11 protein-coding genes are annotated in these 12,278 nt (G+C 69.7%); 5 read left to right on the plus strand and 6 right to left on the minus strand.

Annotated features, from left to right (window positions below):
* Positions 1-15: 15 nt before the first annotated feature.
* The 3 genes from AB0B45_RS29380 (at position 16) to AB0B45_RS29390 (ending at position 3,515) form a co-directional block, all read left to right on the plus strand.
* Positions 16-879: a LysR family transcriptional regulator gene (locus AB0B45_RS29380; RefSeq protein ID WP_358136928.1), complete on the plus strand. Its 864-nt coding sequence runs from the start codon at positions 16-18 to the stop codon at positions 877-879.
* Between the two features lie 7 nt (positions 880-886).
* Positions 887-2,617 (plus strand): substrate-binding and VWA domain-containing protein, encoded by a 1,731-nt coding sequence (locus tag AB0B45_RS29385; protein ID WP_358136930.1) that lies wholly within the window; start codon positions 887-889, stop codon positions 2,615-2,617.
* Between the two features lie 100 nt (positions 2,618-2,717).
* Entirely contained in the window at positions 2,718-3,515 is a 798-nt protein-coding gene (locus AB0B45_RS29390; protein ID WP_358136933.1) for a hypothetical protein, read from the plus strand.
* 20 nt (positions 3,516-3,535) lie between these two features.
* Here the strand turns inward: AB0B45_RS29390 and AB0B45_RS29395 are convergent, their stop codons facing one another.
* Positions 3,536-4,057, minus strand: a complete 522-nt coding sequence (locus tag AB0B45_RS29395; RefSeq protein WP_358136936.1) for a cysteine dioxygenase family protein — start codon at positions 4,055-4,057, stop codon at positions 3,536-3,538.
* 64 nt (positions 4,058-4,121) lie between these two features.
* Here AB0B45_RS29395 and AB0B45_RS29400 point away from each other — a divergent pair, with 64 nt between their 5' ends.
* A complete protein-coding gene (locus AB0B45_RS29400) occupies positions 4,122-4,982 on the plus strand; it encodes a LysR family transcriptional regulator (protein ID WP_358136938.1) in 861 nt (286 codons plus the stop codon).
* Positions 4,983-5,116: 134 nt separating this feature from the next.
* Complete coding sequence (locus tag AB0B45_RS29405) at positions 5,117-5,755, plus strand: LysE family translocator (protein ID WP_358136940.1); 639 nt, start codon at positions 5,117-5,119, stop codon at positions 5,753-5,755.
* Between the two features lie 155 nt (positions 5,756-5,910).
* Here AB0B45_RS29405 and AB0B45_RS29410 read toward each other — a convergent pair whose 3' ends face one another.
* From AB0B45_RS29410 to AB0B45_RS29430, 5 genes are all read right to left on the minus strand, one after another.
* Positions 5,911-7,488, minus strand: coding sequence for an acyl-CoA synthetase (locus AB0B45_RS29410; protein WP_358136943.1), 1,578 nt, complete (start codon positions 7,486-7,488; stop codon positions 5,911-5,913).
* A 93-nt stretch (positions 7,489-7,581) separates the two neighbouring features.
* Entirely contained in the window at positions 7,582-8,730 is a 1,149-nt protein-coding gene (locus tag AB0B45_RS29415; RefSeq protein WP_358136946.1) for a thiolase domain-containing protein, read from the minus strand.
* A 42-nt stretch (positions 8,731-8,772) separates the two neighbouring features.
* Positions 8,773-9,792, minus strand: coding sequence for a lipid-transfer protein (locus AB0B45_RS29420; RefSeq protein ID WP_358136948.1), 1,020 nt, complete (start codon positions 9,790-9,792; stop codon positions 8,773-8,775).
* A complete protein-coding gene (locus AB0B45_RS29425; protein WP_358136950.1) occupies positions 9,792-10,700 on the minus strand; it encodes an OB-fold domain-containing protein in 909 nt (302 codons plus the stop codon). The genes AB0B45_RS29420 and AB0B45_RS29425 overlap by 1 nt, the downstream gene beginning before the upstream one ends.
* Positions 10,690-12,219, minus strand: coding sequence for an acyl-CoA synthetase (locus tag AB0B45_RS29430; protein ID WP_358136953.1), 1,530 nt, complete (start codon positions 12,217-12,219; stop codon positions 10,690-10,692). The genes AB0B45_RS29425 and AB0B45_RS29430 overlap by 11 nt, the downstream gene beginning before the upstream one ends.
* Between the last annotated feature and the right edge of the window lie 59 nt (positions 12,220-12,278).

A 12,278-nucleotide genomic window follows, 5' to 3' on the forward strand; every position in this document is an offset into this window, starting at 1 on the left:
GAATAGAATTCATGTATGGACGACCTCACGCTCAGCGAGTTGCGTGTCCTCGTCGCCGTGGAGCGGGAGCGCGGCTTCTCCTCCGCCGCGATGGACCTCGGCCTGACCCAGTCGGCCGTCTCCCACGCGGTCCGCGCCGCCGAGAGAAAGATCGGCACGGTCCTGTTCCAGCGTGGCAGGCACGGCGCCGCGCCGACGCCCGCGGGAGAGGTGGTGGCGGGCCACGCGCGGCGGGTGCTGCGCATGCTGGAGGTGATGAAAGCCGAAGCCTACGGCGCCTCCGGCGGTCCCGTCACCGGCACGATCAGGCTGGCCGCCTTCCGCAGCGCCGCCTTCCACCTGCTGCCGACGGCGCTGGCAAGGTTCGGGGCGCGCCATCCGAAGGTGACGGTGGACGTGCGGATCGTGCGGGACATCGGGCGCGGGATCGCGGGCGAGGTCCTCGACGGCAGGGCGGACATCGGCGTCACCACCCTGCCCGTCCACGTCGACGGGCTGGTGGTCAAGGAGCTGTTCGCCGAGCCGTACGTCTTCGCCTATCCCGCCGGCCACCCCGACCCGCGCTGCCTGCCGATCATCGACTGGCACGAGAACTGCTCGGCCGAGACCAGCCGCTGGTGGAAGCGGCAGGAGTGGCTGCCCGCGGGGCAGATGACGGTGGAGGACGACGGCGTGCTGGTCTCGATGGTCGGCCACGGGCTGGGGGCGGCGATCGTCCCACTGCTGTCGCTGATCGGCTGTTCGGCCAAGGTCGCCACGGAGGAGCTGGGCTCGGAGCCGCCGATGCGGAGTGTCGGCTACGTCACCACTGGGGAAATGACCGGCTGGTCGGTATTGCGGGACCTGATCGCGGAACTTCGGGCTATGAGAGGTTCGTAGAACTGATATGAGGCGCAGCTTCGCACCATTCGTCGTAGCGGTCATCCTGGCGGGCGCGCTCATCGTGGGCCTGAGGGTCTATTTCGGCGGCATCGACGAGGAGCAGGCTCCACCCCAGGCATGCGGAGCCAAGCTGACGGTGCTGGCCTCGGTGGAGAAGGCGGGGCTGTTACGCGAGCTGGCCGAGTCCTACAAGGCCGAGCACTGCGCCGACGTCAGGATCACCACCAGCGGCTCGGCCCTGCAGACCTTCGCCCGGGGCTGGGACGTGCGCCGTGACGGCCCTCGCCCCGACGTGTGGTCGCCCGCCAGCAGCAGCTGGCTGAACGTGATCCGCCAGCGCACCGAGAACGACGACAAGGGCCGGATCATCGGCCCCGACAATCCCTCGATCGCCAAGACCCCGCTGGTGATCGCGATGCCGAAGCCCATGGCCGAGGCGCTCGGCTGGCCCGGCAAGGCGATCGGCTGGGCCGACCTGGCCAGGCTCGCCACCGACCCCAAGGGCTGGGCAGGGTACGGTCACCCCGAGTGGGGCCAGTTCAGGCTCGGCAAGACCAACCCGAACTTCTCCACCAGTGGTATGAACGCCACCATCGGCGCCTACTTCGCCGCCACCGGCGGACTGTCGGGCGACCTGACCGAGCAGGACGTCGCCGCCGCGAAGACCCGCCGCTTCGTCCGGGATCTCGAGCGCTCGATCGTCCACTACGGCGATACCACGCTGACGTTCCTGTCGAATCTGCAGCGCGCCGACGACGCGGGCGAGGGCCTCGGCTACATCTCGGCGGTGACCGTCGAGGAGAAGTCCGTGTGGGACTACAACCAGGGCAATCCCACCGGCGACCCGGCCACCCTCGGCAAGCACGACAAACCGAAGGTCCCGCTGGTGGCCATCTACCCCAAGGACGGCACGCTCTTCTCCGACAGCCCGTTCGCGGTGCTGAGCTGGGCCGACAAGGCCAAGCGGGCCACCGCCAAGGGGTTCCTCGACTACCTGCGCGAGCCCGAGCAGCAGGCGCGCTTCGCCGAGTACGCCTTCCGCGGCCACGACGGCAAGGCAGGCAAGCTGATCACCGAGGAGAACGGCCTGCTGCCCAGCGAGCCCGCCGTCGTGCTGCGTCCTCCGGCGCCGAAGGTGCTGGACAAACTGCTGCTGAGCTGGGGCGAGCTGCGCAAGCCGGCGAACGTGCTGGTGGTGCTCGACACCTCGGGCTCGATGGGCGCCGACGTGCCCGGCACCGGCAAGACCAAGCTCGACCTGGCCAGGCAGGCCGCCGTCAACGCGCTCCCCCAGTTCGGCGGGCAGGACAGCGTCGGCCTGTGGCGGTTCGCGAGCGGCCACGCCGAGCTGTCGCCGATCGGGCCCATGACCAAGGCTCACAGGTCCGAGCTCACCCACGACATCGGCGGGCTCGCCCCGAGGGGCGGCACCGCGCTCTACAACACGACGCTGGCGGCCTACCGGCACGTCTCGGCCTTGAAGGAGGGCCAGGCCATCAACGCGGTGGTGTTCCTGACCGACGGAAAGAACGAGGTCACCAACACCATCGCGCTGGAGAAGCTGCTGCCGGAGCTGCGCGGGGAGACGATCAGGGTCTTCACCATCGCGTATGGCGAGGACGCCGACCTCGACGTGCTGCGGAAGATCTCGGCGACCACCAGCGCGGCCGCCTATGACTCCCGCGAACCAGGAAGTATCGACCAGGTCTTCACCGCGGTGATCAGCAACTTCTGATGTCCCGGCGCACCGGCGAGTCAGGCGAGCCGCGGTTCGAGACGGCATCGTGATCTTCATTTGGCACGATACCTCTCCCCCAGGATGTCGAAGGAACCGCATGAAGAGGATCATCGTCGGCCTGGCCGCCGGGCTCGTCGCTCTCGCGCCGCTGCCCGCCCAGGCCGCCGCCCCCGACCCGGTCAAGGCGCTTCAGGCCCAGACCGCGCCCGGCAGGGGCGTCACCGTCTCCCTCGTCACTCGCATGACGTTCGACGGCAGGCAGGTCGCCACGTTCCGGACCGACCGCGTCGCCGGGTTCCGCAAGGGAGGGCGCGTGGACACCGACGACTCGACCACCTACCACACCCCGCTCGACATCGAGGACCTGGGAACGCAGTTCAGCTTTCCCACGCTGCGCATCAGGGTCAAGGGCGCTGACTACACCTCGGGCGGTGAGCTGATCGGCAGGCTGCCGCTGGACAAGAAGTGGGCGCGCAGCCCCCGGCCCACGCCGAGCCCTGCGGATCTCACCGTCGACCTCTTCCGGCCCGGCACGCTGAAGGCGCTGCTGGCCACGGCTTCCTCCGTCGGTCCTCGTTCGGCGAGGGGCGCCATCGACAACCGCAGGATCCCCGGCCAGCCGTTCGGCGGGCGAACCGAGGAGAAGGTCGCCTGGGCGCTCTGGTTCGACGCCAAGGGCAGGGTCACCCGCCTGGCCACCAGGTTCTCCCACCGGACGAACGACCACATGAAGATGGGTGTGAGCTCCGACCTGCGCTTCACCGGGTGGGGTGCCACAGTGAGGATCGAGGCACCGCCCCGGGACCTGGTCATGGAGGCCGACGACATTCCAGAGCTCGTGTTCCCCGGGGAGTCGCCCATGAAGCTCGCCGAAGCGCTTCCGAAGGGACACTGAGCGACGTCCCGGTGAAGAGATCAGGCGGAGCCTGAAGCGGTCAGAGATCGAACAGGCAGGTCGTAGACGCGGCGGACGCTGGTGCCCGAGGCGCTCAGGTCCGCCCCGTAGACGTGGAGCGAGACGCCGATCTCATCGCTGGTGTTGCGCACCTTGTGGATGTCCCCGGGCGGCGCGAAGCCGGAGACGTCGCCCGGCGGGTTGTCCGCGCGGCCGATCTCGACCAGGTGGTCGCCCATGTCACGGTAGAGGGTCTCGTACTCGTTCCCGCTGAGCACACCGAACGCGCACCACGCCACATGGTCGTGGATCACCGTCTCGTGGCCTGGCCGCCAGACCACCGTCACGATCGAGAAGTCCTTCTCGGCGTGGCGGACCGTGGAGACGTAGTTGTCGGGGTGACCCAGCCGCTCCTCCGGCGTGAGAAGGTCGGCGGGGTCGGGAAGCTTCGCCCTCAGCAGGTCGGCGACGGCGAACGCGGTGTGCCTCGGGTCGAGCCCACCGGCGGTGATTTCCCTGATCGCTCTCAGCAGTTCGTCCATACCTTTCACGCTCCTCTATCCGGACTGATAGGTCCAACAGAAGTTTTTGGGCATATTCATAGACATGCTTGATGTAGTCCGACTCCGGGTGCTGCTGGCCGTCTCGCGCACCGGCTCGCTCACGGCCGCGGCCAAGGCACTGCACTACTCGCAGCCCTCGGTGAGCCATCACCTGTCGAGGCTGGAAGCCGAAACGGGGGCCAAGCTCATCGAAAGGGTCGGCCGTGGCATCCGCCTCACCGAGGCAGGCAAGCTGCTCGCCGACCGGGCCGCGGAGATCATCGGCCGCCTCGACGCCGCCTCGGAGGAGCTGGCCGCCCATGTCGGCCTGCGCTCCGGCCGCGTACGGCTGGCCGCCTTCCCGTCCGCGCTCGGCACGTTCGTCCCCTCCGCGGCCGCCGGGCTGGCCGCCACGCACCCAGGGCTCCAGCTCACGCTCACGGAGACCGAGCCACCCGAGGCGCTCAGACTGCTGCGCGCGGGACGTGTGGACGTCGCGGTGATCTTCAGGTACGACGACACGGCGCCGGAGGAGAGCGGGACCAGCATGACCCACCTGCTGGACGACCCGAGCTACCTCGTGACGCACGACGGCATGGGCACGCTGGCCTCCCACGCGACGTCCCGGTGGATCGGCGGCTGCGACAGGTGCAGGAGCCACCTGCTGGAACTGTGCGCGCAGGTCGGCTTCGAGCCGTCGATCTCGTTCACCAGCGACGACATCGTGGCCGTGCAGGCGCTGGTCGCGGCGGGGATGGGGGTGACCGTCCTGCCGGGGCTCGCCCTGCGAGCCCACCGGCACGAGGGGGTGTCGGTGACCGAGATCCCCGGCTCGACGCGGCACGTGTACGCGGCCACGTACGGCGCCCCTCCCCTGCCGCCCGCCACCGCGGCCCTCATCCACGCCCTCCGCGCCGTCTGCTGACCCGCCGGTCCACGCCCACCGCGCCCCCTGCTGACCCGGCGGTCCACGCCCTCCGCGCCGTCAGCTGACCGGCGGTCGTCTCACGACACGAAAAGGCGTTGTCCTGGGAGAAGAACGGTTCTTACCATGGCGGAATGCCGGACTTCGCGACACTCGCCGTCTTCTGCGCGGCCACCATGGCCCTGCTCCTCGTGCCGGGACCCGCCGTGGTCTTCATCGTCACCAGGAGCGTCGCGCAAGGGCGCATCACGGGAATGGTCTCGGTGCTCGGCATCCACACCGGCTCCATCGTGCACGTGGCGGCCGCCGCGCTCGGCATCAGCGCGCTGCTGGCGGCCAGCGCGACGGCGTTCATGGTGGTCAAGTGGCTCGGTGTCGCCTACCTGGTCTGGCTCGGCATCCGCAAGCTCATGACCAGGTCCGACGACGGCGAGCTCGCGTCGCTGAAGAGCCACTCGCGGACCAGGGTGTTCTGGGAGGGGTTCGTGGTGAACGTCCTCAACCCCAAGACCGCGATCTTCTTCCTGGCGTTCCTGCCGCAGTTCGTGAAGCCGGAGCTCGGGCCCGTCGCGCCGCAGATCGTGCTGCTGGGCGTGGTGTGGATCGCGCTCGGGATGGCCAGTGACGGCGCCTACGCCCTGCTGGCCTCGGCCCTGTCGGGACGCCTGCGCCGCTCGGCCCGCGCCCGTCGCCGCCTCGACGTGAGCAGCGGCCTCGTCTACCTGGGCCTCGGCGCCGTCGCCGCTTTCACGGGGGAACCCGCCAAGGCCTGACCCTTTCGACCTCCGGATCCCGCCCCGACCCTCGGCGCGGGATCCTTCCGTTTCCGGGGGCTGAGGTCTTTTGGAGTACGTCGAAAGGACCCCGCCCCGACGCGGAGCTCTGTTCGCGCTGCTGGTCGCGCGACACCTCGGCACGACCGGGCCGGTCAGTCCTGGGCCAGGACCTGGTCTCTGGCCCAGCGGTAGTCGGCCTTGCCCGCGGGCGAGCGCACCATCTCGTCCACGAACGCGTACGTCCGGGGCACCTTGTACCCCGACAGGCTGCTCCTGCAGTGCGCGTCCAGTTCCTCCCGCGTGACCCGCACCCCCTTGCGCGCCTCGACGACCGCCGCGACCCTGTTGCCCCACCGCTCGTCGGGCACCCCTGTCACCACCGCGTCGAACACCGCCGGATGCCCCTTGAGCACCGCCTCGATCTCCTCGGGGAACACCTTCTCCCCTCCGGTGTTGATGCACTGCGATCCCCGGCCGAACACGTTGATCGTCCCGTCGGGCTCGACCGTCGCCAGGTCGCCCGTGAGCAGCCAGCGCGTCCCCTCCGCGTCGGTCACGAACGTCCTGGCCGTCTTCTCGGGGTCGTTGAAGTACCCGAAGGCGATCCGTCCCGCCTTCGCCACCGTCCCCAGCACGCCCGGTTTCACCGGCTGCAGCCGCTCGTCCAGCACCGCCAGCCTGGCGGTGGAGTTCGGCTGGTAGCGCAGCCCCTTCTCCGGTGAGGACCCCGCCACCCCCGACGCCGTGAACCCCGACTCGGTGGAGCCGAAGTTGTCCAGGATCATCGTGTTCGGCAGGAGCTCCTGCAGCCGGTCCCTGACCGCGCCGGTGAGGATCGCCCCCGTGGAGCTGATCACGAACAGCGACCCCAGGTCGTAGTCCCCCGCCGCGATCTCCTCGGCCAACGGCCTGGCCATGGCGTCGCCGGTGATGTTCATCGACAGCACCTTCTCCCGCTCGACCGCGCGCAGCACGTCCGCGGCGTCGAACTTGCGCACGTAGACCATGGTCGCGCCCATCCACCAGCTGATGAACGTGGCCATCTGCGCCGCCCCGTGCATCAGCGGCGCCACCGCCATCATGATCATCGGGTTGGCCTTGACCGCCTCCTCGACGACCTGCTCGGGGCTCTCGCGCGGCTCGCCGTAGGGGTTGCCGCCGCCGAACCCCATGAACAGGTCCTCGGAGTGCCACATCACGCCCTTGGGCATGCCGGTGGTGCCACCGGTGTAGATGATGTAGACGTCCTGGCCCGACCTTGGCTCGAACCCGCGCGTGTCCGGCTGGTTCTCCAGCGCCTTCTCGTACGGCACCGCCGTACCGATGGCCGACTCCCCTCCCACGGCGATGAGGTGGCGCAGCTCGGGCGCCTGAGGTGAGACGGCGGCCACCCGCGCGTCGAACTCCACGTCGTAGACGAGCGCTACGATGCGGGAGTCGGTGTAGAGGTAGAGCAGCTCGGCCTCGACGTAGCGGTAGTTCACGTTCACGGGCACCGCGCGGAGCTTGAGCGTGGCCAGGAGCGTGGCGATGTACTCGATGCCGTTGTAGAGCTGGGTGCCCACGTGGTCGCCGGGCCGTACCCCCTGGTCGTGGAGGTGGTGGGCGAGGCGGTTGGCGTGGGCGTCGAGCTCGGCGTAGGTGAGCCGCCGGTCGCCGCAGACCACGGCGACGCGGTCCCCGATGGCGTCGGCGAGGCCTTCGAACAGGTCGGCGTGGTTGAACTCCATCGAGGGCCTCCTCCGCGGATGGGCCCTCGGGTCCGAGGTTCCGGTTCGCCGGGGCCTGGCGTGGTCTCAGGGGGGTGGAGCGGACGAGCGGGGTCAGGGTTTGTCGGAGCCGACGATCCACATGGCGAAGAACTGGGCGCCGCCGCCATAGGCGTGGCCGAGAGCGCGGCGGGCGCCGTCGACCTGGTGCTCGCCCGCCATCCCCCGCACCTGTAGCGCCGCCTCGGCGAAACGGATCAGCCCCGAGGCGCCGATCGGGTTGGAGGACAGCACGCCTCCCGACGCGTTCCAGGGGATGTCGCCGTCGAGCGCGGTCGCGCCCGACTCGGTGAGCTTCCAGCCCTCGCCCTCGGCCGCGAACCCCAGGTTCTCCAGCCACATGGGCTCGTACCAGGAGAACGGCACGTAGATCTCGGCGACGTCGATGTCGCGCCGCGGGTCGGCGATGCCCGCCTGGCGGTAGACGTCGGCGGCGCAGTCCTTGCCGCCCTGCGGGTTCACGGTGTCACGTCCCGCGCGGAAGATCGGCTCGGACCGCATCGCGGTACCGTGGACCCATGCCGGGTGGCCGGTGACCGCGGACTCCGAGGAGAGGACGACGGCGCACGCGCCGTCGGAGGACGGGCAGGTCTCCAGGTAGCGGATGGGCTCCCACAGCATGGGCGTGGACTCGACCATCTCGCGGCTGATCCCCGGGATCTTCAGGTGGGCGTAGGGGTTCTTGAGCGCGTTCTGGCGGTCCTTGACGGCGACGAGCGTGCCGATGTGCTCAGGGGCGCCGGTCCTGCGCATGTACTCGCGGATGTGCGGGGCGAAGTAGCCGCCCGCGCCGACCACGAGCGAGGCGCTGAACGGCAGATGGGTCGACAGGGCCCAGGTGGCGTTCGACTCGGACTGCTTCTCGAAGGCGACGACCAGCACCCGGTCGTGGACGCCGCCCTGGATGAGGCTCGCGCCCACCAGGGCCGTGGAGCCGCCGACGCTGCCCGCGGTGTGGACGCGCATCATCGGCTTGCCTGCCGCGCCGAGAGCGTCGGCGAGGTAGGACTCGGGCATCATCACGCCCTCGAACAGGTCGGGCGCCTTGCCGATGACGACCGCGTCGATGTCCTTGAACGTCAGACCCGCGTCCTCCAGCGCCCTGAGCGCGGCTTCGCGCACCAGTCCGGCGACGGAGACGTCCCTGCGCTTGGTGGTGTAGTACGTCTGGCCGACGCCGATCACCGCACAACGGTTACCCATGCCGCTCACCGATCCTCGTCCGACTGGAACGCGCAACGACCCTCATCCCGCCTCCATCACGGTCACGAGGTTGTGCTGAAGGCAGGGGCCGCCGGCCGCGTGCCCGACGGTACGGCCCGCGGAGCCGTCCATGATCCGCTGGGCCGCCTCGCCGATCCTGATGAGTCCCGTGGCCATGACCGGGTTGGCGGCCAGCGGCCCGCCCGACGGGTTGATCACCGTCGAGGACGGCAGCTCGAGCGCCTCCCGCAGGATGATCTCCTCGTGGCTGAAGGACGCGTGCAGCTCGGCCACGTCCACCGGCCCCTTGCCGACCCCCGCCGCGCGTGCGGCGTCCGCGGCGGAGGCCGACCTGGACAGCTCTCGCATGCCCAGGTAGTGGGGCTCGATGCGGTGCGCGATGCCTCTGATGTAGGCGGGGCGAGCGCAGATCCGCCTGGCGAGGTCGCCCGCCGCCAGCACCACCGCGGCGGCCCCGTCGGTGATCGGCGCGATGTCCCACTCCTTCAGCGGCTCCACCACGAACTCGCCCTCTTCCAGCGGCAGGTGCAGCGCGTTCGGGTTGCCCAGCCCGTCTGTACGGCTGCGCCTGGCGATCTCGTCGAGCGCCTTCCTGTCCGCGCCGAGCGCGCTGGCCTGCAACGCGGCGAAGGACAGCTGGTCCAGCCCCAGCGGCTCCAGGTAGTAAGGGTCGAGCTGGAGCGTCATGATCGTGCGCAGGTCGCCCAGCGACGATTTGCCGAAGCCGTAGACGAGCGCGCTGTCGACGTCGCCGTGCTGCAGCCGCACCCACGCCTCGTAGAGCGCCCACGCCCCGTCCATCTCCACGTGCGACTCGGAGATCGGCGGCCACGCGCCGAGCGCGTCGAGCGCGGACACGAACGAGAAGGGTGCGCCCGCGAGGTAGTCGCACGAGCCCGAGCAGGTGAACCCGAACGTCGACAGGCCCGACTGCTCCCGCACCGCCCTGATGACCGGCAGGATCAGCTCGGGCTCGGCCAGCCCCGTGTCGTGGGCGGTGTGCCTGGTCTGGGCGAAGGCGACGACGGCAACGTCACGCATCACAACTCCACGTCCGGCTCGCCCGTGGGGGTGAACCACTTGATGTTCGACATCGAGAGGGTGCGCTCCGACTCGGGCACCCATTCGGCCCGCACCCGCATGCCCTGCCGTACCTCGTGGGCGGGGATCCCGCCGACCAGGGCGATCATGGGGATGTCGGCGCCGTCGAGCAGGATGTAGGCGGAGACGAACGGCACCTCGGGGGCGCGCGGGTCGGGCAGGTTGTTGATCGCGAAGGTGGTGATGGTGCCCGTGTCGGGCAGCGTCACCTCTCCTGTGATCGGGTTGCCGCATTCGGGGCAGGACAGGCGGTAGGGGACGTAGACCTTGTCGCAGACGCCGCAGCGACAGCCGATGAACACGCCGTCCCTGACGCCTTCGAGGAACCTGGTGAGGGAGGGGCTGGCGGTCAGCTTGTAGGCGGTCCTGATCGGCGAGACGATCTTCGTCACCTCGGGGGCGAAGTGGGAGATGTCCGAGATGTGGCCTGTGCGGGTGGCGCGCCAGACCGGGCGGACCCTGGTGCCGGGCGGCAGCGCCTTGGGGTTGTCCGCGTCGACGGCGTGGACCAGTGAGGTGTCGGCGCCGTCGAGTTTGATCATGGCCCAGGCGAACGGCCGGTCGAGCGGATGGCCTTCCAGCGGCTGTCGCACCCATGCGGAGGCGGTGACCGTACCGGCGGGCCCCACCTCGACCCACTCGTCGGTGACGGGCTCGCCGGTGGCGGGGTCGTACTCCAGCGGGGGCACCAGCGTCCTGCCTTCGGCGGTGCGGACCCCCATGAGCCGTCCGTCTCTCAGCTCGGTGAGGAAGCGGCCGATCACGGGGCCCGTGGTCCTGGTGTAGCCGCCGGGGAACTCCAGCACGTGGTCGGCGGTCAGTGCGTCGAAACCCGGCTCAGATGGCACGGTCGCGGCCCTCCCAGTACGGCGCGCGGAGCTTGCGTTTGAGCAGCTTGCCGTTCGGCTCGCGCGGCATCTCCTCGATGAAGTCGATCGACTTGGGCCACTTCATCCTGGCCAGGCGGCCCTCCAGCGACCTGAGGATCTCGGCGGCCAGCTCAGGACCGGGGGCGACGCCCTGCGCGGGCTCGACGACGGCCTTGATCTGCTCGCCCCACTCCTCGTCGGGAATGCCGAACACGGCCACGTCGGCGACCGAGGGATGGATCATGATCTCGTTCTCGATCTCGGCGGGGTAGATGTTCGCCCCGCCGGAGATGATCAGGTCGGCCTTGCGGTCGCAGAGGTAGAGGAAGCCGTCCTCGTCGAGGTAGCCGATGTCGCCGACGGTGAAGTGGTCCTTCAGACGGGCGGCCGCGGTCTTGGCCGGGTCGCCCTTGTACTCGAAGGCGACGCCCATCATCTTCATGTAGATCGTGCCCGGCGTGCCGGTCGGAACGGGTTCGCCCTCGTCGTCCACGATGAGCAGCTCGCTGATCGGCCATGCGGTGCCCACGGTGCCTGGATGCTTCTTCCAGCCGTCGGGCGTGGCGATCGTGCCGCCGCCCTCGGTGGCCGCGTAGTACTCGTAGATACAGTCGCCCCACCACTCGAACATCGCCCACTTCACCGGGACGGGGCAGGGGGCGGCGGCGTGGATCATCCACCGGAGCGACGAGAGGTCGTACTTCGCTCGGGTCTCCTCCGGCAGGGACAGCAGGCGCTTGAAGTGCGTGGGCACGAGGTGGGAGTTGGTGACCCGGTAGCGCTCGCACAGGCGGAGCGTCTCCTCGGCCTCCCACTTGTCCATGTAGACGAGCGTGTGGCCCATGTGCAGCGCCGTACCGCCGAACTGGGTGACGGCGGTGTGGTAGTTCGGCGAGGTGACCAGATGGGCGTTGGGTCTGCCCGGCGTGATGCCGAACAGGGAGAGCAGGAACGTCATCAGCTCGGCGCCGTCGTCGGGGTCCAGGCCCGACAGCTTGCGCCTGACGCCCTTGGGCTTGCCGGTGGTGCCCGAGGTGTAGTGCATGGTGGCGCCCGCCGTACGGTCCGGCGGGGCCGTGGTGGGGCGCCCCTCCGTCAGCTCCGCCACGGGCCTGAAGCCCGGGATGTCACCGAAGGCGAACGAACCTCCCTCGACCAGAGGAGCGGTGTCGCCGAAGCGGGGGTGGACGAAGAAGGCCCTGGCCTCGCTGTCGGCGACGATGTAGGCGATCTCGGGCGCGGCCAGGTGCCAGTTGATCGGCGTGTAGTACCAGCCCGCCTGCAGCGCCGCGAGGTAGAGGACGAGCCCGTCGACCCCGTTCGGGACCAGACCGCAGAAGCCGTCGCCCGGCTGGAGCCCGAGCTCGCGCAGGCCGTGGACGAGCTGATTGGCCCTGGCGAGCAGGTCTCCCGCGCGATGTTCGGTGCCGTCGGGATCGACCGCGGCGATCCACTCGGGATCCGCCTGCGCCAGCCTCCAGAAACCGAGCGTGCCCATGGGAACTCCCTCAACACGGCAAATGAGAACCTGTTCTCGTTTGTGACGGCAGACTAACC

The sequence above is a fragment of the Nonomuraea sp. NPDC049152 genome (genome assembly GCF_040648355.1).
Taxonomy (GTDB): domain Bacteria; phylum Actinomycetota; class Actinomycetes; order Streptosporangiales; family Streptosporangiaceae; genus Nonomuraea.

Coding starts and splice junctions, on each gene's coding strand:
- AB0B45_RS29410 (WP_358136943.1), bottom strand. CDS start 7,488: ATGGAGTTCAACCACGCCGACCTGTTCGAAGGCCTCGCCGACGCCATC.
- AB0B45_RS29390 (WP_358136933.1), top strand. CDS start 2,718: ATGAAGAGGATCATCGTCGGCCTGGCCGCCGGGCTCGTCGCTCTCGCG.
- AB0B45_RS29400 (WP_358136938.1), top strand. CDS start 4,122: ATGCTTGATGTAGTCCGACTCCGGGTGCTGCTGGCCGTCTCGCGCACC.
- AB0B45_RS29415 (WP_358136946.1), bottom strand. CDS start 8,730: ATGGGTAACCGTTGTGCGGTGATCGGCGTCGGCCAGACGTACTACACC.
- AB0B45_RS29420 (WP_358136948.1), bottom strand. CDS start 9,792: ATGCGTGACGTTGCCGTCGTCGCCTTCGCCCAGACCAGGCACACCGCC.
- AB0B45_RS29385 (WP_358136930.1), top strand. CDS start 887: ATGAGGCGCAGCTTCGCACCATTCGTCGTAGCGGTCATCCTGGCGGGC.
- AB0B45_RS29380 (WP_358136928.1), top strand. CDS start 16: ATGGACGACCTCACGCTCAGCGAGTTGCGTGTCCTCGTCGCCGTGGAG.
- AB0B45_RS29405 (WP_358136940.1), top strand. CDS start 5,117: ATGCCGGACTTCGCGACACTCGCCGTCTTCTGCGCGGCCACCATGGCC.
- AB0B45_RS29395 (WP_358136936.1), bottom strand. CDS start 4,057: ATGGACGAACTGCTGAGAGCGATCAGGGAAATCACCGCCGGTGGGCTC.
- AB0B45_RS29430 (WP_358136953.1), bottom strand. CDS start 12,219: ATGGGCACGCTCGGTTTCTGGAGGCTGGCGCAGGCGGATCCCGAGTGG.